We start from the raw sequence: 24,599 nt of genomic DNA on the forward strand, positions 1-24,599 counted from the left end.
AAAAAGCTGCGCACACTTTCCAAGCAAGCTGCATTAAAACTATATATTCACCTATCAACACTGCGACGTACGCTGACCAGGCAATTAACTGCGCACTACTGCGCAAACAAACTCAACTTTAAAGACTAAAACCCTTCTAACTCGGCGCCTATTAAGTCTCCACCACGAACAAGCGCCCTTATTTTATTAGGCCGACTGAAATCCGGCACACTTCTTGTTAGTAAGCAGCGCCCATCCGGCAACGGCGCCCCTCGGCGCAAACTTATCTGTCAGGCAAGGAAACCCGTCATGCCAACACCCGCATACCTCTCGATCACCGGCACCAAGCAAGGTTTGATCACGGCAGGCACGTTCACCCAGGATTCGGTAGGCAACATCTATCAGGAAGGCCACGAGGATCAGATCCTGGTCGAGGCATTCCAGCATCAGGTCATCATTCCCCGCGACCCGCAATCGGGCCAGCCCACCGGCCAGCGTGTCCATAAGCCGCTGATGATCAGCAAGGTATTCGATAAATCTTCGCCGCTGCTGTTCAGCGCGCTGACGTCCGGGGAAATGGTCAAGTGCCGCCTTGAGTGGTATCGCACATCATCCGCCGGTACCCAGGAGCACTACTTCACCATCGAGCTGGAGGACGCGATCATCGTCGACATCCAGTCACGGATGCCCAACTGCCAGGATCCGGGAAATGCGCATTTCACCCACCTGGAAGATGTGCACTTTACCTACCGCAAAATCGTCTGGACCCATGAGGTTTCGGGCACTTCAGGCTCTGACGACTGGCGCAGCCCGGTGGCCGGCTGAAGCCCGACCCGGCGGCAACGGCGTCGCAAGCTGCGATGCCGTAGCAGTCGGGTGTGTCACACCATCGCCAACGGATGCTTGCGGATTGGCGCGCCGAATACCCGGTCGATGGCATCCAGGTCATGCTCGTCAAGAACCAGCCTGGCCGCCGCCGCGTTGAGGCGCACGTGTTCGGGGCTCACGGCTTTGGGGATGGCGATAACGCGGTCCTGCCGCAGTACCCATGCCAGGGCCACTTGAGCCGGTGTGGCCTCGTGTCGACGGGCAATCTGCTTGAGGGTGGGGCTGCTCAGTAGGTCTCCTCCCTGGGCGATCGGGCAGTACGCCATCAACGGCAGGTTGTGTTGTTGCCACCAGGGCAGCAGGTCGAACTCAATGCCGCGCTGCTCGATGTTGTAGAGCACCTGATTGGTGGCGCAGGCGGGTGATGCCAGCTCCTGAAGATCCGATACGTCGAAGTTGGACACGCCCCAGCGCCCGATCTTGCCGGCATCACGCAGCCGCTCAAAGGCGTCAACCGTTTCTGCAAGAGGGTATTGCCCGCGCCAGTGCAGCAGATACAAGTCGATGTGATCGGTGCCCAGGCGCTTGAGGCTGGCTTCGCAGGCCCGTGGGACCCCGGTTTTACTGGCGTTGTGCGGGTAGACCTTGCTGACCAGGAACACCTGGTCCCGGCGCCCCTGGATCGCCTCCCCGACCACTTCTTCCGCACCGCCTTCGCCGTACATCTCGGCGGTGTCGATCAGGGTCATGCCCTCGTCGATACCCAATTGCAGGGCAGCGACTTCCGCTGTTCGCCGTGCAGAATCTTCCCCCATACGCCAAGTGCCTTGGCCGATGACCGGAACCGGGGTACCCGCCAGATCAATGGTGCGCATGCCAACCTCCAGATAAGTGTGCGTTGCCATCATGTGGCACTGCCCGCGCCACAGGGTTCAATGCAAATCCACGGCCACGCGCCGGTCCTCAGCCCACGCTGCGAAACGCACTGGGACTGAGCCCCGTCCAGCGCTTGAACGCCCGGCGAAAGCTGCGTACGTCACTGTAGCCGACCTCTTGGGTAATACGCTCGATGGACAGCCCGGGGTTGCCCAGCAAACCCATGGTCCGGGCACGACGCACCTGTTCCAGCAAGGCTTCGAACGTCAGCCCGTGGTCGGTCAGGCGCCGACGCAGGGTGCGCCCGCTCATGTTCAGGTCACTGGCGACCTTCTCCAATTGACTGCCCTGCAAGTCGCGGGAAATAGCGCGCTCCACCGCCTGGATCAGGTCCATTTTGCGGTGCAGCTGGGCACTTTCCAGTTCCAGCAGGCCAAGGGCCTGGCGCAATGCCAGGGCATGGTGATTGGGCAATTGCACGTCGAGCCAGCGGGCCTCAAGCACCATGCGGTTGTGCAGACAGCCAAAACGCACATCATCACCGAACAAGCGCTGGTACTCGGCGGCATACACCGGCGGCGCATGCATGAACTCCATGCGCAATGGCTTGAATTCGCTGCCCACCAGGGTCCGACCGTAGACCATGAGGCTGGCAAAGAACTCTTCGGCGGCAAAAACCTGGACGTCGGCATAGGGCAGCAGGCATTCGACCTCGACCATGACCTCCAGCGCGCCTTCAAGGGTGCGCGAGGTGGCGATACCGCCGGAGGTGTGCTGGTGCCGTTCGCCCACGGCAAAGGCATCGCGCAGGGTCTTGCACAACGAAATGACATGCCCCAGCAAACCCAGGGTGCCCAGCACATTCTGATTGCCGACACACAGGCCCAGACCCTGCTCAGGCATGACCTTGAGGGCCCGCTGGATCATCGCCACGGCCTGGCGGTAGGAAATGCGCAGCGCCGGGTCGTCCAGGTCCGCCAGGGTAAACCCCAGGCCACGGCAAAGATGCTCGGCATTGGCGCCCTTTTGCGCCACAACCTGCCCCAGGGTTTGCAGGAGAAAGGGCGAGACCAGGGCCAATTCGTAATGTGGATCAACGGTTTTGCTGTGCATGGATCTGCGATTCCCGACTGTATGCCCGGTTATTGTTTTAGAAACATCCTGACAATCATAGGTGCTTGCAAGGCTCGCCGCACTCTGAATGAACGGTGTCCGGCAAAGCCCCCTTATGTGGCCGCCAATACCCTGCCCACTAGGGCACCAAGGGCTTATTTGTATGGGCCAGGCCCCGGTGAGGGCCGACCTTCCAACAATAATAATGAGCCCTGACATGAATCCGACCCGTGCGCTTGCCCCCCTGCCCTTTGCCCTGGCGCTTATCAGCATCAGCCTGCCGACCCTGGCCACCGAGGGCGGCGTAGACAATATCGGCCCTGGTACCGACGGCTTTTACATCCTGCCCCTGGATGTCGATCACCTGCCGGACCACATGTTCGCTTTCAACCTTTACTACAACCACTATGAAGCGACGAAACTGGACATCAGTTCCCTAGGGGGCAAAGTGCCGCAGGTGAAGATCCGCTCGGACGCGATCATCCCGCGCCTGGACTACCTGAGCCCGTTGCGGGTGTTTGGCGGGCGGTTGGGCGGCTACATCGCGCAGCCTTACCTCAAGCAACAAGTGGCGCTGTTCGGCATGTCTGACCAGCGCGAAAGCATGGGTGACACCACCATTGCGCCGATAATCCTGTGGGACCTGGGCAAAAACCTGACCCTGGGTGCCGCCGTGGAAATCACCGTGCCTACCGGTGAGTACGATGCTTCCCGCCTGGCCAATACCAGCAACAATTTCTACACCTATAAGCCCCTGGTGTCGGTGACATGGCTGCCTGACGAGCGCACTGAGCTGTCGATCAAGACTACCTACAGTTTCAACAAGGAAAACCACGCCACGGACTACCGTTCCGGGCAGATTTTCCACTTCGACTACTCGGCCAGCTACAAGGTGACCGACAACCTGAGCCTGGGTATCAATGGCTACTATCTCAAGCAGACGACTGACGATAAGCAGTACGGGCGCACTGTCACCAATATCTACGGCGAAGATGTCGACGATGGGGTGCGGGGCCAGGTGTTTGCGGTGGGGCCGGCGGTGTACTTCACCTTTCTCAAGTACGCCAGTGCGGAGATTCGTTGGGCCAAGGAGTTTGATGTAGAGAACCGGCCGGAAGGCGATATGTTGTGGGCCAAGCTGACGATTCCGTTTGCGTTGTAGGATCCGCCTGAAGCGAAGGGGCTTGCTACAACAAGCCCCCTTGCCACAGGCCAGTTCCTGCGCAGAAATACGTCATTTCAACCGCTGTAAACCGGCCAACTGTCGACAATTTTGCCGCCGCGCACCGCCAGCAGATCGCCAAACTGCAAGAGCACCGATTCAGTCTGGGTCGGGCGCATGAACACCTGATCGTCGATGTTCAAGCCAACCCCCGGCGAGCCATTGACCATCTCCTGGTTGGAGCTGCGGCCATACAAGCCATTACTTTGCAGCCCCGAAGGCGACTCGAACTCGGCCATCCAGTTGCCACCATAGATAAAAAACGTCGCGCGCTGGTTGCGATCCCACCAGGACAACAACCGGGATTTATCATCCAGCGCCGGGATGTTGACCGCGCCGGTGCTTTTGAGCACTGGCGTGGCGATGTAGGCCGCCGGGACGTGCTCGCTGAGGGATGGCAAATCATAGTGCGTGGGCTTGAGCATGGCGGTGCCCACGGAAACTTCACTGCTCAGTTGCTCCTGCTCATGCATCCCATAGCTGGGGCTGCCAGCGGTGTTGAGTGTCAGGCCGGCATGCCACAGCCCTGCAAACTGCTGGCGGGTGAAGTCGACAAAGCCGTTGTAGCGCTGCATGACCTTGTCGAACAACGTCTGGGGCGAGCCAAGGATGCCCGGCACGCCCATGCCGACAAACGGGTCATAGCCCATGAAGCCGGCAAATTCCAGGTGCCGGGGGTGTGCACTGATCAACCCCAGCATCTGCCCCAGCACCGTGTTATCGCTGATACCGCCGCGGTGCAGGCCCACATCCAGTTCGATATTGATCCGCAGCCGTGTGCCCAGGCCCTGGGCCAGCGCCAGGTATTGTTGCAGGCGCTGTGGCGTATCCAGCAGCCACTGCAATTGCCGGGCGGGGTCGAAGGGCCCCTGATGGCCTTGATAGAACAGCTCGGCAGAACGCACCGGCAACGGCTTGCCCAGCAGGATATCGGCGTCGGGAAACACCTGGGCGTCATGGTTGAGAAAGGGTTGGTGAAACGACATCAGGCGCTGAGTGCCGGCGCGCTTGGCAATGTAGGCCAACAGGCCCGGCGCAGGCAGGGATTTTTCCACCAGCCGTAGGTGTTTACCTCCGCGCTGCACCGACTGCATGACGATGTCGATATTGTGATCCAGGCGATCCAGGTCAATCAGCAGCACCGGACGCATCGGCCCATGGGCTTTGAGCTGCTGGTTCAACTGGCGAAAGTATTCGCTGTAGGGCGAGCCCCGGTCAGCCGGACGCAGCAGCGCCGCGCCCGCCACCAGCAACGCACCGGCGCCGAGGGTGCCGACCATGAAATGTCTGCGGTTCATCAGGCTACTCCCAGGATTGATGACAGGTGTGCATTAAGGAATTTGCCGCCGGGGTCCAGGGCCTGGCGCACCCGCGCGAACTCGTTCCAACGCGGATACAGGGCCTGCAGGGCGCGGGCATTGAGGGTGTGCAATTTGCCCCAGTGCGGCCGGCCGGCGTATTTCCAGAAGATGGGCTCGATCGCGGCAAAAAAGTTGTGATGGTCCATGGTGTAGTGCTGGTGCACCGAGATCGAACAGCTGTCGCGGCCTTCAAACATGCTCAAGGGAATATCGTCAGCCTTGACGTAGCGGTACTCGATGGGAAACCAGGTGCGCAGGTCTTTGTCGCGGATCAGCTTGAGGATTTCCCGCAGGCAGGCCGGACCGTGTTCGGCGGGCACCGAATACTCCATCTCGTTGAACCGCACATTGCGCACGTTGGCGTAGACCTCGAACGATTCAGCCACACGGTCCTGGAAACTGGCGAAATAGCGCAGGCTGTTCAGCAGCGTGCGGCGGGTTGCGGGGAAGTCGCTGGCATATTTGTCGAGGTTCTCGATAATCGACACAAACTCATTGCCGCCCGCCTCTGCCGGGTCGATTGGCGGGGTTGGCGCGTCGGTGGTTTCGTTGAGGGCGATGGACAGCGCGTAGTCGGAATGTGTCACCACCAGCATCTCCCAGTGCTGGTTCTCGCGGGTGTTGTTCGCCACGTCCTCCAACAGCTCTTCGGTCGGCGCTATCCATTGGCGCTCCCGCAGGCGGTAAGGGGTGCGGTTTTGCATGCGCACGCGGGTGGTCACGCCGAGCGCGCCCAGCGACACCCGTGCGGCGTTGAACAACTCGCGCTCACGCCCGGCGTCGCAGTCCAGCACCTCGCCCTCGGCCGTCACCAGTTGCAGGCCAGTGACACCGGCTGAGTACGAGGTAAACCCAACCCCGGTGCCATGGGTCGAGGTGGAAATGGCGCCGGCCAGGGTCTGGTAGTCGATGTCCGCCATATTCGGCAGGGCCTGGCCGACAGCCTTGAGCGCCGACCCCATGCGTGACATGGGCGTGCCGGCGGCGAAGGTGGCTTGCAGACTGCTGGCATCGTGCTCGAGCAAGCCATTGAAAAAACTCAGCGACAGTAATGTGCCATCTGTCGGTACCAGGGCACTGAATGAATGGCCCGAGCCCACCGGGCGGATCTTGCCCGGTGCCTGGCGAATGATCTGCACCAACTCCCCCAGGTCCTTGGGCGCCAGCCGCTCAAGGGGCAGGCAGCTTTGGGCGCCCGACCAATTGCGCCAGGGGATCAAGCGCGGCGCCCGGGCCAATTGGGCCAGCGCCGGGTTACTGCTGATTGCCAGAAATGCGCCGGCCACCGCCGAGCGCTGCAACAGTTGCCTGCGTGAAAGCACCATTACCTACCCCATTGTTGTTATTGGATATGAACACCGGCCATAAAACTGATCAGCCCCAGGAACTGGTCCTCGGAACACTGCATGCACAGGCCCATCGGCGGCATGCCGTTGTAGCCGTTGAGGGTGTGGTCCAGCAGGGTGTCCGCGCCCAGGGCAACACGCGGGCTCCAGGCCTGGCTGTCGCCGGTCAACGGCGCGCCGGAGGCAGGGTTGGCGTGACACAGTTTGCAACTGGTGTCGTAGAGCTGGGCCAGCGCCGGGTCGGCAGGCATGGCGTTGCTTGCCGTGGCAGGCTGCGGGGGATGTTGCGGTTTGTCGTCACAGGCGGCCAGCAGGCCAAGCAAGGCCAGCAGCAAACCCATGCGGCGGGAGGTCGTAGACCACATAGCCAGCCTCTCTTTTTTAGTATGAACAGCTGGGTTCACACTAAGTCAGGGACGGCGCGGCGTTGAGGGTATTGGGGGACACAAAGGGGGGCTTGGGCGGACAGGGTCGGGCGACCGACGCTCCATTACAGAACGCCGGCGCCCGCAATAGCCGGCTTAGAAAGCCAGGCCGACCTTGAAGCCGTACTCATCGCGCTTGAGCTTGGTGTTATCGGCCACTTCGGAGTCCGCGTCGAGCTTGTACTCGGTACGGGTGTAGTACAGGCCCGCCATCACCGGCAGGTCGCCGTTCTGGTTCATCAGCAAGCTGACTTCGGCGTAGGGATTGGTGCGGTCCTTGAGGTCCACGGTGTCGCTGCCAATGCCGTCAACCTTGAGCTTGGCGCGGCCGTCAATGGTATGGCGGGCGCCCACTTCGACACGCATGGTCATGCTGTCGAACTGATGGTTGTAACCCACCGCCGCCTTGGCAAACGGCGACTTGTTGGTGAGTTTCATGTCGTAGTCGCCAGAGTCCGGCTCATAACGGGTCCAGCTGTAGCCACCGCCGACCAGCACGTCGACAAAGTTGCGCGCATCCAGCGCGGCGCGCCAGCCCAGGTCGAGGTCGGCCTGGCCTTCCTTGAGTTTGTTGTCGCTTTTCTTGCCAAACTTGGCGTCCACGCCGGCCTGGTAGATAAAGCCGGATTCGGCAGTCAGCTTGTTGCCAAAGTTATAGAACAGGCCGGCTTCCGGCATATGATCCTTGTCGCTTTCGCTACCGCCTTCAAGCTTGAAGTCGTTGTAGCTGCCGAGGATACCGAAGGTGGAAATCGGATCGGTGGACGGCGCAGCGAATACCATCGCCGGTGCGGCAACCAGGGCCAGGACCGAGGAGTTCTTGAGGATTTTTCCGAATAGTTTGGACATCGTTTTACATCTCCTTTTTTAGGTGGGCAAATTATTCAAGAAACGGTTCGAACCCCCTGTTTTGCAAAAGGTTCGATTTAATTTGCCTTGGAGTTGGAGGTAAAACGCTTCAGCGAAGGCTCTGGATCAGGCCTTCCAGAGTAGGCCTATCAGCTATCGGCCAATAGTTGCGCCAGTCGCGGGCGTAGCTGTGGGTGCTTGGGCACGCGTAAACCAAACGCTTCACGCAGCAGTTCCAGCAATTGGTCGACGTCGGTGATCGAGCGTTTTTCGCTGTCACCGCCCACGTGATGAACGGCGTAGTTGCCGTTGTTTAACGTACGCCGCAGGCCGGGCCCGATCAGCGCCACTTTCAACTGTTTGATGAACGGCGAATCGGGGTGGGTCGAGACATACCAGTTGCCCAGTTCATAGTCGAAGTGCGACTGCGGCTGCAGGTCGAACACGTACAGCCCTCGCCATTCCTCGCCAACCTGGGCCCACAGGGTGTAGCTGCCGTCCTTCAAGGTCAGGCGATAGGGTTCATGGGCCGTGGCCTGTGGCGCCAGATTGTCCAGCTGCAGCGGGCTGCTTGGCACCATGCCACCAAACGCGACATCGCTGATGTAGCGCACACCCGCCAGGGTCACCAGGCTCAGGCGATGGGTACGCGGGGTGTGGGCATCAGGCGGCCCGCCTATGACTACTCGACCGGTGATGCCCCGAGCATCGAAGCCCAGCTCTTGCAACAAGGCCAGGAACATCTGGTTCAGTTCGTAGCAATAACCTCCCCGCCCGTCGAACAGGACTTTTTGCTCGATGCTGGCCAGATCAAGGGCCACTGGCAGTTGCGCCAGCACCGAGAGGTTTTCGAAGGCGAAGGTACAGACATGGCGCAATTGCAACTGCGCCAGGGTTTCCAATGTGGGTGCTGGCGGGCTGTCATATCCTAGGCGTTGCAGGTACAGGCGGCTGTGGGTCAGGTTCGGTGAATCCTGGGACATGGCGCGATCCTTGGGCGCGGGCGAAGGTTTCACTAATACCCGTAACCGTTGCCGCTGCCAATACTGATCTGTGGCAATAGATCGTAGGAATGGGGCGCAAACTTTCTGAACCTTTCTGAACCTAATTGCATCAACTCCATATCAAAACAGGGAGGCAATATGGGCACGGCAACGATCTACACCATCCAATACAGGCTGCATGGCGAGCCCAAGTCTTTTGTAGTGCGTGCGGAGGTGATGAATAACGCCGAGGCATGGCATTGGGCCAGCTGTGACGCCGGGGTGGCCCACGTCGGGCGCATTGGCCGTCCTGGCCACGAGCGCACCAAGAAGACCACGCGGCCATGGGCGGAGAAATACGGCATCACCGACGTCACCTGGATCGCCCCCAAGCGCCTGTAGGCGCTGCGGCAGGAGCTGGTTTGCCAGCTCCTGCACTGATGGGCGTGAAGTTATGGTTTCAGATCGCCCAAGGGATCATAAGCCGGCTGCTTGCCGGCTTTGTGCTTCTTGTCCAACGGCGCAATGGCCGGGCCGACCGGGTCGACCTGCGGGTCGGCCACATCCGGTGAGTCTGGGTCAAACCCCAAATCGTGCTGATCACTGGCGTGTTCCGACGAATGCGGGCCATCGGGCTTTTTCGATTGTTCAGTCACAGTCATCTCCTTCGCTTTGCTGACGATGCATACATGCGTTAGAGAAAACCCCGGCTGCCATCGTTCAACTTTCTCACGCCCACCCACAAACCATGAGAAGATGCCGCGCCGCGCAATACCCCTACTTAGTTCATGGAGACTGCATCCCGCATGTTTGAGATCAAACCTGTCGATCCGCAAACCTATCGCCAGCAGACCCGCCGCAGCACGCTGATTGTCGCGGTGATCTTCATCGCCCTGGCCATGCTGCTGTCGAGCCTGGCCGTGATGCTGTTTGGCGAGCCCGGCGGCGACAACTTTCGTTTCAATATCGGGGGAGTGGCGGCCGGCGTAGTGCTGACTATCGCCCTGGTACGCGGTCCGCTCTGGTCACAGGCCTGGCTGGCGCCGGCGATCTATGGCTGGCAGCTCAAGCGCAGCCTGATGCGGGTGACCAATGTGATGCACAAGGTGACCGAGCGGGTCCAGGCCAACGACCCGACGGCGATGAAGCTGCTGCGGTTCTATCACCTGGGGCTGACGCAGATGCATGAACTGGACGCCAATTCCAGCGCCCAGGCGCAACTGGTCGGGGAGATCGAGAAACATAAGGCGCAGATGAAGGCGCTGGGAATCAAGGCTGAACAAACGCGCCTGGATCCAGCGTGGCTGGAAGCCATGCGCGGCGCCTGACCTCATAGGAGCCCGTTTGTGGGCTCCTACAAGCGTTTGGCTCAGGCCGCGAAGATCGCGCCCAGGTCCAGACGCCCATCCTTGAGCGGCGGGCACCAGTAGTAGCCACCGGTCAACGGTGTGCTGATGCGGTACAGGCCATCGACAATCCCATCTTCCAGGCCGCTCATGCGGCGCAACTGAGCTTCAAAGGCGTCAAAGGAGTGGCCGAACGCGAGGAACATCAACCCGGCCTGACCATTTTCGGCCCAGGGCATGGAGCGGCGCACCACAAAGGCTTCGGGGGTGAAGCTCTCCTGGGCGGTGCGCTTGACGTGGGCGGACTCGGGGGCGTCGTCCAGCTCTTCGTTATCGCCATGGCGACGCCCGATGATGTGGTCGCGCTCCTGGGCCGGCAAGGCGGCGAAACCGTCCAGGTCGTGTTGCCATTGCTGGATCGCGGCAAAGCTGGCGCCACTGCCGGCAACGGCGGCTTCGACGGCGGCGTCGTCATGGGGGTTTTCGGTGCCGTCTTCGTAGTCGGTCAGGTCAAAGCCGGTCTTGTAGCGGAAACCTTCAGTCATCTGCACCAGGCGAAAGCCCGGCGCCAGGGCTTTTTCAAAGGCCCGGCTGCGCAACAGCAACTCACCACGGTCTTCGCCATGCAACCAGCACCACAGCGCCTGTTGGGTGGACGGGTTGTGGGCACCCGGCGCCGAGATGGGCGCAAAACTGCGCAGCCCTTCGATGTGCGCGCCCAGTGCCTTGACCAGCGGCTCACCCAAACCCACCACCACTGCCGAGTCGACCAACTGCACTAGCGCGTCGAGCGCTGCCGGCACGGCGTCGATGGACTCGATGGCGAAAAACAGATGGCGTGCCTGCAACGGCACCGGTGCGGCAAGAATGCCCGGCTGGTACTGACTCATATGAACTCCTTCAAGAAAGCCGCGTAGTTTACCCGCCGCGCCCCAGTGTGCGTAGGGAAATGCGTGTAAGCCTTGCAACAGAGCCCTCCGATGGGGGAATCTCTGACTCAAGCTGTGCAACCACTCCAGGGGTAGCGACATGACCACCACTCACCTGCTTGCCAATCTATTCCCGACCGCCGAAGGCATTCCCGAACAATTTCGCCTCGCCGCCCCCATCGAGCAACGCGACTATCTGGTCGACGGCCAGTTACGCACCTGGAACGGCCCGTTGGCCCAGGTGCGCAGCCCTGTCCAGTTGGCCGGTGCCGACGGCGACACCCCAGTGATTATCGGCAGCACGCCGCTGCTGGATGCCGAGACCGCCCTGCTCGCCCTCGATGCCGCAGTTCGGGCCTACGACCGTGGCCAGGGCCAATGGCCTACGATGCGGGTGGTCGAGCGTATCCAGCATGTCGAGGCGTTTTTGCGGCGCATGCGCGAACAGCGCGATGCCGTGGTGAAACTGCTGATGTGGGAAATCGGTAAGAACCTCAAGGATTCCCAGAAGGAATTCGACCGCACCTGCGACTACATCACCGACACCATCAATGCCCTCAAGGAGCTGGACCGCCGCTCCAGCCGCTTCGAGCTGGAACAGGACACCCTCGGGCAGATCCGCCGCGTGCCCATGGGCGTCGCCCTGTGCATGGGCCCCTATAACTACCCGCTCAATGAAACCTTCACCACACTGATCCCGGCGCTGATCATGGGCAACACCGTGGTGTTCAAGCCGGCCAAGCTCGGCGTCCTGTTGATCCGGCCATTGCTGGAGGCCTTCCGCGACAGCTTCCCGGCCGGCGTCATCAATGTGATTTATGGCAGCGGCCGCGAGACCGTCAGTGCGCTGATGGCCAGCGGCAAGGTGGATATCTTTGCGTTTATCGGCACCAACAAGGCAGCCAGTGACTTGAAGAAGCTGCACCCGCGCCCACATCGCTTGCGAGCAGCCCTGGGGCTGGATGCGAAGAACCCCGGCATCGTATTGCCTGAGGTCGACCTGGATAACGCGGTCAACGAAGCGGTCACCGGCTCGCTGTCGTTCAACGGCCAGCGCTGTACCGCGTTGAAAATCCTGTTTGTGCATGAAGCCGTGGTCGAACGTTTTATCGAGAAGTTCAACCACAAACTCGCCAGCCTCAAACCGGGAATGCCCTGGGACGAAGGTGTGTCGCTGACGCCGCTGCCGGAAGCAGGCAAGGTGGATTACCTCAACGGTCTGGTAGCCGACGCGGCGCAACACGGGGCCAAGGTAGTGAACGCCAATGGCGGTGCCAGCCGTGGCTCGTTCTTCTACCCGGCGGTGCTGTACCCGGTGACCCCACAGATGCGGGTGTACCACGAGGAGCAGTTCGGCCCGGTGGTGCCGATCGTGCCCTACCGCGACCTGGACACGGTGATCGACTACGTCCTGGAGTCGGATTTCGGCCAACAGTTGAGTATCTTCGGCACCGACCCGGCGCAAGTCGGGCGCCTGGTGGACACCTTCGCCAACCAGGTGGGCCGGATCAATATCAACGCCCAATGCCAGCGCGGCCCGGACACCTTCCCGTTCAATGGCCGCAAGAACTCGGCCGAAGGCACGTTGTCGGTGCATGACGCCCTGCGGGTGTTCTCGATCCGCACCCTGGTGGCAACCAAGTTCCAGGACAGCAACAAAGCACTGATCAGCGATATCATTCGGGACCGGGCGTCGAGCTTTTTGACCACCGACTATATTTTCTAAACTGCTCCCATGTAGGCGCGGGCTTGCCCGCGATGCAGGTGCCTCGGTGTGTCAGTGACTCCGAGGTGATGCGATCGCAGGCAAGCCAGCTCCCACATTGGACCTCATAACATCTAACGATGAGGCCTTCTTAATCCCGATGAATCTGCCGCCCTTCGCCCGCCGCCTGTTGCGGCCACTGCTCGACCCCTATCGCCGTTATCGTCATGCCAAACTGATCCACGCGGTACGGGTGTCCATCGGCCTGCTCGCGACCATCCTGCTGACCACCGGTATCAACCTGCCCCACGGTGAATGGGCCTCGGTGACCATGCTGGTGGTGATTGGCGGCCTGCAGCACCACGGCAATATCGGCAAGAAAGCGGTAGAGCGGGCCTATGGCACGCTGATCGGGGCCAGTGTCGGCCTACTGCTGGTGGCGCAACAGGCTTATCTGGGCCAACCCTTGTTGACCTACCTGTTGATGTCGGTGGTGTGTGGCTTTTTTTCCTATCACGCCATCGGCAAGGGTGGATACACCGCGTTGCTGTCGGGGATCACCGTGTTTATCGTCGCCGGCCACGGGGACAACCCACTGTCCGATGGCCTGTGGCGCACCGTCGACATCCTGATCGGCATCGCCCTGGCCCTGGCGTTTTCCTTCGCCCTGCCGCTGTATGCCGTGTACTCCTGGCGCTACAACCTGGCCAGCGCGCTGCGCGACTGCGCCGCCATCTACAGCCGGATCATCAGTGGCCAGTCGGTCACCGATGACGAACACCTCAAGCTGCTCAATCGCTTGAATGCGGCGATGTTGCAACTGCGTTCGTTGATGCCGTCGGTGTCCAAGGAAGTGCGGATTTCCATGACCGAGCTGGATGGGATCCAGCGCCATCTACGGATGTGCATCAGCACCCTGGAAATTCTCGGCAATACCCGCCCTGACCCACGGGATGAGCAGGCCATGGCGCGCTTGCAACTGGCGCTCAAGGCTGAGCATCGGCAGATTCGTGTGCAGTTGATCGGGATGGCGCGGGCCCTGCAATCCGGCGCCACGCAACGCTTGGAACGAACCAGCCTTGCTGCGCCTGATCCCCAAGCTGCCCTGGAGGCGCCAGTGCACAGTGCGTTGGATGGCTATCGGTTATTGACCGCGCAACTGGCGGCAAATGTCGACGCGATGCACGCCCGATTGGCAAAAAGTGCCAAGGCGTGGAAAATCTGAAAAACGCTGCAACTTAATATTGGATCCACATTTTTTTCACGTTTTATTCACATCCGCAGACGTACTGTGAAGCCTCATCCGTTACAAACGTTGTACATCAAGCCCGCCGCCCCAGCGGGCTTTTTTTTGCGCGTGATTTGCTCAGCGCGCAACTTTACCGGTTGCCGGCAGCGCCGACTGGCCGCGAATCGCACGCTGGGTATCGAGTACCCGCGCCAGCGCTGTTTCAGCTTCCGGGCTTTGCTGCGGCACACGAATGGCCGCCGAGACCAGGGTGATCAGCTTGGCCATGACTTCGGCGTCGGTGGCCGGACGCCCGAGGCTCATGGAGTTCATCAGCAGGCGCAGTTCGGTCCCGGCCATCACCCCGGAAATCGCCTTGAGGGCAAATTGTAGGCGCACCCCCAGCTCATTGCGCGGCAGGTCGGGCAACGCCAGGGCGAAGGCTTCGAAGAAGCGCTGGAACACCGGCTGGTAATGCACCTTGAGGTATTCCTGGATAAACGGTGAGGTATCGCTGTAGACCCGCCCGAGGAAACGAATAAAGGACCGCCCCTCGCCGCTGGCCGGATCACTGCGCTCCAGGCCCATGGCCGGGGCGAACAGCACACCCAGCAAGGTATCGCAGTCGAGCGGGCCGTCAGACTCGGCCTCACACCGGGCGAGCAATTCCAGGCGCTGCTCGTTGAGCGGCTCCAGGCGTTGCATCAGTAATGTTTTCATCAGGGAATCCTTGTCCCCGAAGTGATAATTTACTGCGGCGAGATTGACCTGAGCCTTCTCGGTGATTTGCCGCAACAGCACGGCGTCGTAGCCGTACTTGATGAAAAGAGCCTCTGTCGCATCCAGCAGTCGAGTCTTGGTTACATTTGGAGCGCTGAGTTTCTTCGCGACCATATAAGTTCCACGGGGGAAATATGTTTTAAAAAAAAATTTGATTTTTTATACCGGGGCGGATGCTTGAAAGCAAGTAGTGACACTGCACCATACTATCCAAGCGCGTTGCCGCTCGCCCTGTAAACGGCTTGCCCAGGGCAGGACCAGGCGTTTTCCAGCCACCGGTATAGGCTCTGCCACCAGAACAACCGCTCTATTTCTGTGGCTGGCGAAGCTGTGGCATCACAGTTACTATTCAAACAATGTTTTTAAAAAAAGAATAAAAACCAGCTATTGGCAATCGTGACGCAGGCCCTGAAGATGTTACAACGATTTTCAGGAGCAAGCCGGATAGCCGCAGCGCAAGGCGTAGTCATGATGACAGATACTCCAACGCTCCCAGGCTTTATTTCTCTGCAAGGCATCGGCAAAAGCTACCAATTGGCCGGACAGCACCTGGCCATTCTCAATGACGTCAGCCTCTCTATCACCCGCGGAGAAAGCTGCGGCATTCTCGGAGCTTCGGGCTCCGGCAAAAGTACCCTGCTCAATATCCTCGGCCTGCTGGACCTGCCCGACTGCGGCGCCTATCACTTTGCCGGCCATGACATTTTCCACGCCACGCCGGATCAACTGGCCGCGATCCGCAACCAACAGATCGGCTTTGTGTTCCAGAGTTTCAACCTGCTGCCGCGCCTCAGCGCCCTGGACAACGTTGCCCTGCCCCTGGGCTATCGCGGTGTGTCGCGCCAGGAGTCGGTGGCGCGGGCCCTGCACATGCTGGAGCAAGTTGGGCTGGCCGAACGGGCCCATCATCGCCCCGCCGACCTGTCCGGTGGCCAGCGCCAGCGGGTGGCGATTGCCCGCGCGCTGGTGGGCGCACCGGCGGTGATTCTGGCCGACGAACCCACCGGCAATCTCGACAGTCACACCGCCCAGGACATCATGGACCTGCTGCTGGCCCTGAACCACGATCAAGGCGTCACGCTGATCATCGTCACCCACGACCCGCATATCGCCGAACGCCTGGATCGCCAGATCCTGGTGCGCAACGGCGTGGTCCACGAGGCAGAGTGCGTATGAGCCTGCGGGTCGAACAGAGCCTGAGCCAGTTGTTGCATGAAGCCTTTGTCAGCCTGCGCACCCTGGGTAAGCGCTCGATCCTGGCCCTGCTGGGGATCGTCATCGGCAGTTCATCGGTAGTCGCGCTGATCAATATCGGACATAACGCCGCCGAAGATGCCGCGATGATTTTCAAGGACATGGGCACCGACACCCTGGTGGCGCAGTTCCCGCCCAAAGGCAACAGCAATGCGCACATGCCCACCCACCTCGATCTACAAGCCGTACGCCAGGCCGTGCCGGGCATCGCCCACATCGGCGCGATTTCCTCATTCAGCGGGCCGGTGATCTTTCATGGCCGCACCACCAACGCCGGCTTGATTGGCAGCACCCCTGGCCTCAAGGAGGCGATGCGCCTGGCGCTGCGCGAAGGGCGCTTCCTGTCCGAGTTCGACAGCGGCGAAACCTACGCGGTGGTCGGCGACCAGATCGCCCAGGCGTTAAGCGCGCCCGGTGACCCGCTGCGCCTGGGCGACCGGGTGCGGGTCAACGACTACCTGTACCTGGTCATCGGCATCCTGCAGAACCAGCCGCGGTCGATGCTGATTCCGGTGCAAACCAACGAGTCACTGTTCATCCCGGCAGCCGGCATGCGCCGTATCTATTCCTCGCCGCAGGTTGGCAGCGTGGTCCTGCGCGCAGCAGCCGGCCAGGACATGGAGCACATCGCCGTCGAGACCACCAAGGCCTTGGGCGCGCAACTTACCGAGCACACCGTCGAGATCCAGATCCCCCAGCAAATGATCGACGGCATGACCCGGCAAAGCCGCACCTTCGCCTATCTGTTGCTGGCCCTGGGCGCCATCTCCCTGGTGGGCGGTGGGGTCGGGGTGATGAATGTGATGCTGATGAACGTTTCGGAACGCCGCCGGGAAATCGGCATCCGCATGGCCCTCGGCGCTCGCCAGCGCGACATCCGCAACCTGTTCCTGCTCGAAGCCGTGACCCTCACCGCCGTCGGCGCCCTGTGCGGCGCGGTGCTGGGCATGGGGGCCGCCTATCTCTATGCCTGGCTGTCGGGCTGGCAGTTTTCCCTGGCGGTGTCGGCCCTGCCCCTGGGCGTGGGCAGCACCTTGCTGGTGGGATTGTTTTTCGGGATCTACCCGGCAGTCTCGGCGTCACGCTTGCAGCCGGTGGAGGCCCTGCGCGATGAATAAACCCCTGCTGTGGCTGATTGCCCTGGTGAGCCTGCCCTGCGTGGCCGCCGATATCGTGATCCGCCCTTCGGCGCCGACCACCACCCGCAGCGGCTATGAGCACAGTGTCTCGCTCAATGCCCAGCTCACCACCCTGACCCTGGGCGACGCGGTGTACCTGGGCCTGCGCAACAACCCGGCGATTCGCAGCGCCTACCTGCAACGAGTGGCGCAGAAGTTCGACTTGCGAGTGGCCGAAGATGCCTTCAACCCCAAGCTGGTGCTCAACAGTGCCTACCGCACCACCCAGGGCAGCGACGACCGCGCCCGCAATGCCAACCTGTCACCCACCACCAGCTTGCTCGGCGAGTACGGCACCCGCCTGAGCATGGGCTGGACCCAGCAACTGAACAACGCCAACCATGCCGGGCGCTACCGCAGCGACGGCCTGGACCTGGCCATCATCCAGCCACTGATGCGTGGCGCCGGCTGGGATGCCACCACCGCCCCGCTACGGCTGTCACGCCTGTCCGAGCAAGCCAACCGCCTGAACCTCAAGGCCAACGTCGCGCAGACCATCAGCCAGATCATCGCCACCTACCGCGACTTGCTGCGTGCCCAGGAGCAACTGAGCATCGCCCAGGAAGCCCTCAAGCGCTCCAATACCCTACTGGACGTGAATAAGGCCTTGATCAATGCCGGGCGCATGGCCGAGTTCGAAATCGTGCAGACCGAGGCCGACATCGCCTCCCAGCAACTGGGGGTCGAGGAAGCCCAGAACCAACTGGACATGAGCCGCCTGGCGTTGCTGCGCCTGCTGGCCCTGGACCTGGCGACCCCGATCCGTGCCACCGAAGCCCTGGAGGCCACGCGCATGGACATCGACAAGCGTGAGGCCTTTAACCTGGCGCAGAACCAGCAGCCCGAATACCTTTCGGCGCTGCTGGGCAGCCAACAGGCCGACCTCAACCTGGTGCTGGCCAAGGATTCCGGGCGCTGGCAGGTCGACCTGGTGGGCGGCGCCAATCAGATCCGCGCCAACACCGACAACGACGCGGGCAGTACCAGCAATCGGCGCTGGGACAGTTATGCCGGGGTCCAGGTGCGCATTCCCATCGGCGATATCAGTACCCGCCAGGCCGAAGTGCGCGCACGGGTCAATGTGGAGAACCAGGCCATCCTGATCACCGACGCGCGCCAGGAACTGGAGCGTAGCGTCAATAACGTGGTGCGCGACCTTGGCACCCGCTGGCGCCAGTATGAAATTGCCCAGCGGGCGGTGGAACTGTCCCGGCGCAAGATCGAGATCGAACGGGACAAGCTCGGCGCCGGGCGCTCCACCAACTTCCAGGTGCTGAGTTTCGAAGCGGACTTGCGCAACGCCGAAAACGCCCGCCTCAATGCCCTGATTGCTTACCTGAATGCCCAGACCCAGCTCGACCTGACGCTGGGCATGACCTTGGAAAGTTGGGAAATTGCCCTCAATGACTACTAAAAAAGCCCTGCTGGGCGTTGCACTGCTGATACTGCTGGGCGCTGGCGGATTCGCGCTGCTCAGTCGCCCAACGCCTGCCGCCGATCAGACCGGCACGGCCGAGCAATGGCTGGAGGTCAAGCGCGAGGCCCTGGTGCACCAGATCGGCCTGGTGGGCAAGATCGAACCGGACACCACCGTCACCCTGACAGCCCCCTTCGACGGCAATGTGCAGGCCAACCTGGTGGAACAGGGGCAACGGGTCGAAGCCGGCCAGGTTCTGTTACGCATGGACCCCGCCACCCTCGAAGTGCAACTGCGCGAAGCGCTCTCCGCCCAGCTCAAGGCCCGGCGGACCGTGCAGGAAATGCAGGACTGGGACAACGGCCCCACCGTCAGCCGCGCCCGACGCAGCCTGCGCACCTCGCAAATGAGCGCCGACAACACCCAGCGCAAACTGGTTGAAAGCGAGAACCTGTTCAAGCGCGGCATCATCCCACGCAACGAACTGGACGACCTCAAGCAACAGGCCCAGCAGCAACAGTTGGACCTGACCGCCGCCCGCAGTGAACTGCAACAGGCCCTTGATCAGGGCAAGGGTGAATACCGGCAGATTGCAGACATGGAATTGACCAACGCCACGGTCAAGTACGACGCCCTGCGCAAACTGCTCGAAGGTCAGGAGGTCAAGGCGCCGTTTTCCGGGATCGTCGTGCCGCCACCGGGCAGCGCCACCCCGCAAGGCAGCGGCAACAGCAACGCGCCGGTACAGGCGGGCAGCAAGGTCAGCCAGGGCCAGGTGTTGTTCGGGCTGGCCAATATCGAACGCCTGAAGATCGTCGCCAAAGTCTCGGAGCTGGATATCAACCAGCTGCATCAGGGCCAGCCGGTGGAAGTCATGGGCGACGGTTTCGATGGCGAGCACCTGAGCGGCTCGGTCAGCGTGGTCAGCGGCCTGGCGATCGCCAATGACAGCCAGGGCAGCGCGCAATTTCCGGTAACCCTGTCGATTCCCAAACTGACCGAGAAACAACTGCAAAGGGTCCGCCTGGGCATGAGCGCGCGCCTGACCGTCGTGACCTACAACAATGACCAGGCGATCATCGTGCCTGCCCAGGCGATCAGCCATGATGCCGGGACCATGAGCGTGGAGTACCGCGCGGCAATGGACCAGCCGGTGGAACGGATGACAGTCACCACGGGCCAGTCTACCGCCCAAGGCGTAGAGGTATTCGGGCTCAAGCCCGGGTTTGTCAGGCTGGATGCAACCCCAAGATAAACGTAGATCCAAAATGTGGGAGCGGGCTTGCCTGCGATGGCGGTGGGTGAGCCGCCAGAAACGGTGACTGAACTGCCGCTATCGCGGGCAAGCCCGCTCCCACAGGGAATCTCACTCGGGCAGATAATTTTGGCCCCACCACAAATCAAAGGTGGGAGATTGCCTGCGATGGCGGTGGGTCAGCCGCCAGAAACAGTAACTGGACTACCGCTTTCGCGAGCAAGCCCGCTCCCACAGGGAATCTCACTCAGGCAGATAATTTTGGCCCCACCACAAATCAAAGGTGGGAGTTGGCTTGCCTGCGATGGCGGTGGGTCAGCCGCCAAAAACAGTGACTGAACTGCCGCTTTCGCGAGCAAGCCCGCCCCCACAGGGGATCTCACTGAGGCAGAGAATGTTGGCTCCACCACAAATCAAAGGTGGGAGCTGGCTTGCCTGCGATAGCGGTGGATCAGCCGCCAGAAACAGTGACTGAACCGCCGCCATCGCGAGCAAGCCCGCTCCCACAGGGGGCCTTGTCGGCGAGGCGATTTTGGATGCACCACAGCTCCCACCTTTAGAGTTGCGCCAGCTTTAGCGCCAGTGCCTTGGCCTGAAGCGCCACATCCGTCACCGCCGTGCTCTCCCACCACATACCGCGCAGCGGCGGGCCCATGGCGAAGAGTCGCTCACTCACAACGCCGTGCTCATCCAGTACCGCCCCCGAGGCATCCGCCGCTATCCCCAATGCCAAGGGCCCGGGTTTGATCAAGCCGCGGGCCAGTAATTGCCTGGGCAACGGCCGGGCCACGCGGCGCCAGTCGTATTCGATCCCGCTGGAGTTGATCAACGCCGCGCCACTGAAGTGGGTGGTGTGCTGTTCGCCACGACGGCGCAGGCGCAGGGTCACTTTGCCGTTTACCGTGGGCTCCAGGCCCAGGAACGAGGCCGCGTGGATACGCAGGCGCCCCTCCCCGTGCAGGCGCGCCAGCAGTTCGGCGCTCAGGGGTGGCGAGCGATGATGATGGCTCTCCCACCAGGGCCGCACATGGCGCACGAACTGGCGTTTCTCGCGCTCGCTGGCCTGGCTCCACAAACGACCGATATGGGCGCGTACGGTGTCCAGCGGTGCTTGCCAGTCGATGCCCTGGGCCAGGGCTTTCTGGCATTCGCGGCGCACTGCCCGCAGTAATTGCAGTGGGCTGCGCAGGCCATGATCGTCAGCGAGAAAGTCCGCCCACGTAGGGGGTTGCCGGCGCACATGGGGCAACAGGCCATGGCGCGAAAAGATCTCGATCGGCCCGCGATGGCCAGCCTGTTCCAGTGACACCACGGCGTCGACCATGGTCAGGCCGGAGCCGATGATCAACACCGTGGCGTGTGGGTCCAGTTGCGTCATGGCGCGCACATCCCACGGATCAACCGCCGCCGCATTCACACCACTGGAGTGGGTTTGTGGCGTGCGCGCCGCCGGAAACATACCGGTGGCCAGTACGGCCCGGGCACCGCGCAGTGCCTGGCCGTCATCCAGGGTCAGGCGCACGCCGCCCGGCTCTACCTGCACGTCGATGACTTCGGCGCGAATATGCTCCACGGTTGACGCCGATCCCGCCCGAGCCTGCGCCAGCCGCTGTTGCGCGTACACGCCAAAGATCCCCCGAGGTGGAAACAGCTCGCTGACCGGCACGTGCTGCTGGTCCGATTCCGGCCAGCCGCCGGCGGCGATGTACTCGCTCAACCAGTGGGTCAAGTCATCGGCGTTGTCCGGGTCCACACTCATGCGCGCCGCATTGCCATTGAGGGTGTGCCCCAGCTCCACCGCGCTATAGGCTTCGCCTCGCCCCAGCTCCATGCGCGGCTCGATCACCAGAACCTTCCGCGTGCCGGGCAAACGCAACAGCTGCACGGCCAGCAGCGTGCCGCTCAGGCCCCCGCCGATGATCAGCACATCGGCGTTGCGGATGGCCTTTGTCGCCTGTCCGCGTTCGGTTTCACTCATGCAAATACGCCCTTACTGGTTGCCCGAAGAATGCTCATGCCATCGCCTGCGCCGGTGTAAACCCGCGTGCAGAGCGACGTGGATGCGTTAGTTATATAGCCAGGTGCGCTCCGTTGCACGAGTTACGCCAAGATTGAGAACCCCATGATTCCTCACTTTGCGACAGCTCCATAGCCATGCCACACACGGTTAACCAGCAAATTGCTGATTGACTGTTGGCGGGCGAACAGTGGCGCATGCAACCGCAGATTTACCTGGAACCGCCGCAAATCAAGGCTCAAACGCCCTGCACTTTCTCGATTGCGATGAAACTGTTAGCGCCATTCGTGGGTTTTTCCATGGACCGGGAACGCACACCATGGGCTGCAACGCGCCCCTTCCTGCGGATTCCCGGAGCTTTTCATGCACTTCAAGCACTCCTTTATCTGGTCTGCCCTGGCCTTGTCGATTGCCATCAGCAGCCAGGCGGCTCAGGCCCAACCGATGCCCAGCGAGCAAACCATTGGCACCCTCGAGCAGGTGTTCGCCTTCCACGACGCCATGCCCACCGGCGTCAGCGTTGCCGAAAACGGGCGGATCTTTGTCAATTTTCCACGCTGGGGCGACGCGGTGCCGTTCACCGTGGGTGAACTGCGCGATGGCCAGGTCGTGCCCTACCCTGACCTGGCTATGAACCAGGCCGATCCGAAAGACCCGGCCAAGGGTTTTATCAGCGTGCAAAGTGTGGTGGCCGATGGTCGCGGGCGGATCTGGATACTGGACACTGCCGCCCCCGGTTTCGCCTCGCCAACGCCGGGCGGTGCCAAGCTGGTAGCCGTCGATCTGGCCACCAACAAAGTGGTCAAGACCCTGGTGTTCCCGAAAAACGTGATGCTGCCCAGCACCTACGTCAACGATATGCGTTTTGACTTCCGGGTGGGCGATGAAGGGGTGATCTACATCACCGACTCTTCCCTGAGCGGCCCCGGGGCGATCATCGTCATGGACATTGCCAGCGGCACTGCCCTGCGCCGACTCAGCGGTGCCACCTCGACCTCGGTAGACCCGAACTTCGTGCCCAAGGTCGAAGGCCAGGTCTTGCAGGTTCGCAACGCCGACGGCAGCACCCGTCCGTTTGCGGTAGCGTCCGATGGCATCGCCCTGTCCGCTGACGGCCAGACGCTGTACTTCTGCCCGCTGTCCAGCCGCCATCTGTACTCGGTACCCACCGCGTTGCTGCGCGACACCTCGGTCAGCGAAGCGCGGCTGGATATGGCGGTCAAGGACCTGGGGGAAAAAGGCGCTTCCGATGGCCTCGAAGCCGATGCCTCCGGCGCCCTGTATGCCGGCGACTACGAACACAACAGCGTGCGCAAACGCCTGGCGGATGGACAGTGGCAGACCATCGTCCACGACCCGCGTGTGCTCTGGCCCGACACCCTGTCCATCGGGCCGGACGGCTACCTGTACTTCATGGCCAACCAGTTGCATCGCCAGGGCATCTTCCACGCAGGTCGCGACTTGCGCCAGAAGCCCTACAGCCTGCTGCGCGTGAAGATTGATGCAGCGCCGGCCCCCACCCTCTAGCTCCGTGATCAGCCGCTGCTCTTGAAGGAAGCAACATGCGCAGAACCCCACCCCGGCGCCCAGCAAAAACGCCGACCGTGACCCACCAGGATTTTTCTCTGGCCAATATCGCCAATGGCTCGCGTGTGGTGCGCCTGGGCGTCACCGATCTGTCCTTCCATCGCGCCACTGCCGCCGTGGTGGCGCTGGTCCTGCAGCGCATGGGCCTGACTGTCGAACGGCAATATGCCCTGCACGAAGTGAATTTCGAGCGCTTGCGCGAAGGCACCATCGACATGTTGGCCTCGGCCTGGCTGCCATGCAGCCATGGCGTGTACCGACAGGCCGTGCCCGCCCGTGAACTGGGCCTGCATTACCAGCCCTATGCCATGTGGGGCGTGCCCGACTATGTAAGCGAGGCTGACGTGGCATCCATCGACGACCTGCGCAAACCCGAGGTTCGCGCGCGCATGCACCCGCTGATTCAGGGCATTGGGTTGGGTGCGGGAATTACCCGGTTTTCCCTGAAAATCATGGATGAGTACGGCTTGAGCGACGCCGGCTACCAATTCCGCACCGGCACTCAGGACGATTGCGTCGACGCTTTTGAGGCCCTGTATCGCCAAGGGCACTGGGGCATCGTGCCCTTGTGGCATCCGCAGTTCCTGCACCACCGCTACCGTATCCGCGAACTGAAGGACCCCAGGGGTTTGCTCGGTAATGTGGATCGGGCAGTGCTGCTGGCACGGGAAGATCGCCTGGCGTTGCTGACCCGGGCAGAGATTCAGGTGCTGGATAATATTCGTCTGTCGAACCCGATCGTTGCCGAGCTGGATGATGCATTCAATCGGGGTGAACGCTCGGCGGATGAGGCGGCCAGGGAGTGGCTGGCGCGCCATCCGCAGATGCTGCGCGGATGGCTGGCACCGGTGAGCTGACAGCAAGCTTGGAGCCTATGGCTTATTGTGCGTAGCAGTCGCATTTTAGGGCCGCTTCGCGCCC

At 61.6% G+C, this 24,599-nt stretch carries 23 protein-coding genes; 12 read left to right on the plus strand and 11 right to left on the minus strand.

All coding sequences use genetic code 11. From position 1 onward, the window contains the following. The first annotated feature begins 288 nt into the window (after positions 1-288). Positions 289-804 carry an Hcp family type VI secretion system effector gene (locus PSFL_RS10045; RefSeq protein WP_029291189.1) on the plus strand — a complete coding sequence of 172 codons (516 nt, stop codon included), beginning with the start codon at positions 289-291 and terminating at the stop codon, positions 802-804. A gap of 56 nt (positions 805-860) precedes the next feature. Here the strand turns inward: PSFL_RS10045 and PSFL_RS10050 are convergent, their stop codons facing one another. Continuing rightward, positions 861-1,682 carry an aldo/keto reductase gene (locus PSFL_RS10050; protein ID WP_057436903.1) on the minus strand — a complete coding sequence of 274 codons (822 nt, stop codon included), beginning with the start codon at positions 1,680-1,682 and terminating at the stop codon, positions 861-863. An 88-nt stretch (positions 1,683-1,770) separates the two neighbouring features. Continuing rightward, on the minus strand, positions 1,771-2,796 hold the full coding sequence (locus PSFL_RS10055; RefSeq protein ID WP_120733300.1) for an AraC family transcriptional regulator: 1,026 nt from the start codon (positions 2,794-2,796) through the stop codon (positions 1,771-1,773). A gap of 217 nt (positions 2,797-3,013) precedes the next feature. Between PSFL_RS10055 and PSFL_RS10060 the strand changes: the two genes are divergently transcribed. Then, on the plus strand, positions 3,014-3,958 hold the full coding sequence (locus PSFL_RS10060; RefSeq protein ID WP_115128363.1) for a transporter: 945 nt from the start codon (positions 3,014-3,016) through the stop codon (positions 3,956-3,958). Positions 3,959-4,035: 77 nt separating this feature from the next. Here PSFL_RS10060 and PSFL_RS10065 read toward each other — a convergent pair whose 3' ends face one another. The 5 genes from PSFL_RS10065 to PSFL_RS10085 all read right to left on the minus strand — a co-directional run bounded on the left by PSFL_RS10065 (position 4,036) and on the right by PSFL_RS10085 (position 8,982). Further along, complete coding sequence (locus PSFL_RS10065; protein WP_170044296.1) at positions 4,036-5,247, minus strand: DSD1 family PLP-dependent enzyme; 1,212 nt, start codon at positions 5,245-5,247, stop codon at positions 4,036-4,038. A 68-nt stretch (positions 5,248-5,315) separates the two neighbouring features. After that, positions 5,316-6,644, minus strand: coding sequence for a D-arabinono-1,4-lactone oxidase (locus PSFL_RS10070; protein ID WP_397470072.1), 1,329 nt, complete (start codon positions 6,642-6,644; stop codon positions 5,316-5,318). A gap of 77 nt (positions 6,645-6,721) precedes the next feature. Continuing rightward, complete coding sequence (locus PSFL_RS10075) at positions 6,722-7,090, minus strand: cytochrome c5 family protein (RefSeq protein ID WP_115128364.1); 369 nt, start codon at positions 7,088-7,090, stop codon at positions 6,722-6,724. 156 nt (positions 7,091-7,246) lie between these two features. After that, complete coding sequence (locus PSFL_RS10080) at positions 7,247-7,999, minus strand: outer membrane beta-barrel protein (protein WP_057436922.1); 753 nt, start codon at positions 7,997-7,999, stop codon at positions 7,247-7,249. Positions 8,000-8,148: 149 nt separating this feature from the next. Beyond that, positions 8,149-8,982, minus strand: a complete 834-nt coding sequence (locus PSFL_RS10085) for an arylamine N-acetyltransferase (RefSeq protein WP_397469963.1) — start codon at positions 8,980-8,982, stop codon at positions 8,149-8,151. A gap of 159 nt (positions 8,983-9,141) precedes the next feature. On the opposite strand from PSFL_RS10085, the gene PSFL_RS10090 reads away from it, so the two are divergent. Next, on the plus strand, positions 9,142-9,384 hold the full coding sequence (locus PSFL_RS10090; RefSeq protein ID WP_057436926.1) for a DUF6555 family protein: 243 nt from the start codon (positions 9,142-9,144) through the stop codon (positions 9,382-9,384). Positions 9,385-9,434: 50 nt separating this feature from the next. Here PSFL_RS10090 and PSFL_RS10095 read toward each other — a convergent pair whose 3' ends face one another. Next, positions 9,435-9,638 carry a DUF6021 family protein gene (locus PSFL_RS10095; RefSeq protein WP_128592965.1) on the minus strand — a complete coding sequence of 68 codons (204 nt, stop codon included), beginning with the start codon at positions 9,636-9,638 and terminating at the stop codon, positions 9,435-9,437. Between the two features lie 150 nt (positions 9,639-9,788). On the opposite strand from PSFL_RS10095, the gene PSFL_RS10100 reads away from it, so the two are divergent. Next, complete coding sequence (locus PSFL_RS10100; RefSeq protein WP_057959334.1) at positions 9,789-10,310, plus strand: DUF3087 domain-containing protein; 522 nt, start codon at positions 9,789-9,791, stop codon at positions 10,308-10,310. 41 nt (positions 10,311-10,351) lie between these two features. Here PSFL_RS10100 and PSFL_RS10105 read toward each other — a convergent pair whose 3' ends face one another. Then, complete coding sequence (locus tag PSFL_RS10105; RefSeq protein ID WP_057959333.1) at positions 10,352-11,218, minus strand: Dyp-type peroxidase; 867 nt, start codon at positions 11,216-11,218, stop codon at positions 10,352-10,354. 139 nt (positions 11,219-11,357) lie between these two features. On the opposite strand from PSFL_RS10105, the gene PSFL_RS10110 reads away from it, so the two are divergent. Both PSFL_RS10110 and PSFL_RS10115 read left to right on the plus strand, forming a co-directional pair. Beyond that, positions 11,358-12,983: an NADP-dependent glyceraldehyde-3-phosphate dehydrogenase gene (locus PSFL_RS10110; RefSeq protein WP_115128367.1), complete on the plus strand. Its 1,626-nt coding sequence runs from the start codon at positions 11,358-11,360 to the stop codon at positions 12,981-12,983. Positions 12,984-13,122: 139 nt separating this feature from the next. Beyond that, entirely contained in the window at positions 13,123-14,187 is a 1,065-nt protein-coding gene (locus PSFL_RS10115; protein ID WP_057436936.1) for an FUSC family protein, read from the plus strand. Positions 14,188-14,328: 141 nt separating this feature from the next. On the opposite strand, the gene PSFL_RS10120 is transcribed toward PSFL_RS10115, so the two are convergent. Further along, positions 14,329-15,084 carry a TetR/AcrR family transcriptional regulator gene (locus tag PSFL_RS10120; RefSeq protein WP_057445041.1) on the minus strand — a complete coding sequence of 252 codons (756 nt, stop codon included), beginning with the start codon at positions 15,082-15,084 and terminating at the stop codon, positions 14,329-14,331. A gap of 354 nt (positions 15,085-15,438) precedes the next feature. On the opposite strand from PSFL_RS10120, the gene PSFL_RS10125 reads away from it, so the two are divergent. Genes PSFL_RS10125 through PSFL_RS10140 form a run of 4 tightly spaced genes read left to right on the plus strand, consistent with a single transcriptional unit; the run spans position 15,439 to position 20,074 of the window. Beyond that, a complete protein-coding gene (locus PSFL_RS10125) occupies positions 15,439-16,146 on the plus strand; it encodes an ABC transporter ATP-binding protein (protein WP_115128368.1) in 708 nt (235 codons plus the stop codon). Next, the gene (locus tag PSFL_RS10130; RefSeq protein WP_169960650.1) at positions 16,143-17,342 is read left to right on the plus strand and encodes an ABC transporter permease; all 1,200 of its coding nucleotides are present in this window, start codon (positions 16,143-16,145) and stop codon (positions 17,340-17,342) included. The genes PSFL_RS10125 and PSFL_RS10130 overlap by 4 nt, the downstream gene beginning before the upstream one ends. Next, positions 17,335-18,816 (plus strand): TolC family protein, encoded by a 1,482-nt coding sequence (locus PSFL_RS10135; RefSeq protein WP_057959328.1) that lies wholly within the window; start codon positions 17,335-17,337, stop codon positions 18,814-18,816. Before PSFL_RS10130 ends, PSFL_RS10135 begins: the two co-directional genes overlap by 8 nt. Continuing rightward, positions 18,806-20,074: an efflux RND transporter periplasmic adaptor subunit gene (locus PSFL_RS10140; protein WP_397469964.1), complete on the plus strand. Its 1,269-nt coding sequence runs from the start codon at positions 18,806-18,808 to the stop codon at positions 20,072-20,074. Before PSFL_RS10135 ends, PSFL_RS10140 begins: the two co-directional genes overlap by 11 nt. A gap of 556 nt (positions 20,075-20,630) precedes the next feature. On the opposite strand, the gene PSFL_RS10145 is transcribed toward PSFL_RS10140, so the two are convergent. Then, positions 20,631-22,052, minus strand: a complete 1,422-nt coding sequence (locus PSFL_RS10145; protein WP_397469965.1) for an FAD/NAD(P)-binding protein — start codon at positions 22,050-22,052, stop codon at positions 20,631-20,633. 402 nt (positions 22,053-22,454) lie between these two features. Here PSFL_RS10145 and PSFL_RS10150 point away from each other — a divergent pair, with 402 nt between their 5' ends. Further along, positions 22,455-23,618, plus strand: a complete 1,164-nt coding sequence (locus tag PSFL_RS10150; RefSeq protein ID WP_397469966.1) for an L-dopachrome tautomerase-related protein — start codon at positions 22,455-22,457, stop codon at positions 23,616-23,618. 35 nt (positions 23,619-23,653) lie between these two features. After that, positions 23,654-24,535 carry a glycine betaine ABC transporter substrate-binding protein gene (locus PSFL_RS10155; RefSeq protein ID WP_169960647.1) on the plus strand — a complete coding sequence of 294 codons (882 nt, stop codon included), beginning with the start codon at positions 23,654-23,656 and terminating at the stop codon, positions 24,533-24,535. Positions 24,536-24,599 lie beyond the last annotated feature (64 nt).

It is taken from the genome of Pseudomonas sp. DD1, from assembly GCF_044510355.1.
GTDB classification, from domain to species: domain Bacteria; phylum Pseudomonadota; class Gammaproteobacteria; order Pseudomonadales; family Pseudomonadaceae; genus Aquipseudomonas; species Aquipseudomonas shahriarae.

Bases quoted from the DNA above. Each gene is read 5' to 3' on its own strand.
- PSFL_RS10135 (WP_057959328.1), top strand. From the start codon at position 17,335: ATGAATAAACCCCTGCTGTGGCTGATTGCCCTGGTGAGCCTGCCCTGC.
- PSFL_RS10120 (WP_057445041.1), bottom strand. From the start codon at position 15,084: ATGGTCGCGAAGAAACTCAGCGCTCCAAATGTAACCAAGACTCGACTG.
- PSFL_RS10055 (WP_120733300.1), bottom strand. From the start codon at position 2,796: ATGCACAGCAAAACCGTTGATCCACATTACGAATTGGCCCTGGTCTCG.
- PSFL_RS10110 (WP_115128367.1), top strand. From the start codon at position 11,358: ATGACCACCACTCACCTGCTTGCCAATCTATTCCCGACCGCCGAAGGC.
- PSFL_RS10115 (WP_057436936.1), top strand. From the start codon at position 13,123: ATGAATCTGCCGCCCTTCGCCCGCCGCCTGTTGCGGCCACTGCTCGAC.
- PSFL_RS10085 (WP_397469963.1), bottom strand. From the start codon at position 8,982: ATGTCCCAGGATTCACCGAACCTGACCCACAGCCGCCTGTACCTGCAA.
- PSFL_RS10080 (WP_057436922.1), bottom strand. From the start codon at position 7,999: ATGTCCAAACTATTCGGAAAAATCCTCAAGAACTCCTCGGTCCTGGCC.
- PSFL_RS10060 (WP_115128363.1), top strand. From the start codon at position 3,014: ATGAATCCGACCCGTGCGCTTGCCCCCCTGCCCTTTGCCCTGGCGCTT.
- PSFL_RS10155 (WP_169960647.1), top strand. From the start codon at position 23,654: ATGCGCAGAACCCCACCCCGGCGCCCAGCAAAAACGCCGACCGTGACC.
- PSFL_RS10050 (WP_057436903.1), bottom strand. From the start codon at position 1,682: ATGCGCACCATTGATCTGGCGGGTACCCCGGTTCCGGTCATCGGCCAA.
- PSFL_RS10045 (WP_029291189.1), top strand. From the start codon at position 289: ATGCCAACACCCGCATACCTCTCGATCACCGGCACCAAGCAAGGTTTG.
- PSFL_RS10105 (WP_057959333.1), bottom strand. From the start codon at position 11,218: ATGAGTCAGTACCAGCCGGGCATTCTTGCCGCACCGGTGCCGTTGCAG.
- PSFL_RS10150 (WP_397469966.1), top strand. From the start codon at position 22,455: ATGCACTTCAAGCACTCCTTTATCTGGTCTGCCCTGGCCTTGTCGATT.
- PSFL_RS10145 (WP_397469965.1), bottom strand. From the start codon at position 22,052: ATGAGTGAAACCGAACGCGGACAGGCGACAAAGGCCATCCGCAACGCC.
- PSFL_RS10100 (WP_057959334.1), top strand. From the start codon at position 9,789: ATGTTTGAGATCAAACCTGTCGATCCGCAAACCTATCGCCAGCAGACC.
- PSFL_RS10125 (WP_115128368.1), top strand. From the start codon at position 15,439: ATGATGACAGATACTCCAACGCTCCCAGGCTTTATTTCTCTGCAAGGC.
- PSFL_RS10075 (WP_115128364.1), bottom strand. From the start codon at position 7,090: ATGTGGTCTACGACCTCCCGCCGCATGGGTTTGCTGCTGGCCTTGCTT.
- PSFL_RS10140 (WP_397469964.1), top strand. From the start codon at position 18,806: ATGACTACTAAAAAAGCCCTGCTGGGCGTTGCACTGCTGATACTGCTG.
- PSFL_RS10090 (WP_057436926.1), top strand. From the start codon at position 9,142: ATGGGCACGGCAACGATCTACACCATCCAATACAGGCTGCATGGCGAG.
- PSFL_RS10130 (WP_169960650.1), top strand. From the start codon at position 16,143: ATGAGCCTGCGGGTCGAACAGAGCCTGAGCCAGTTGTTGCATGAAGCC.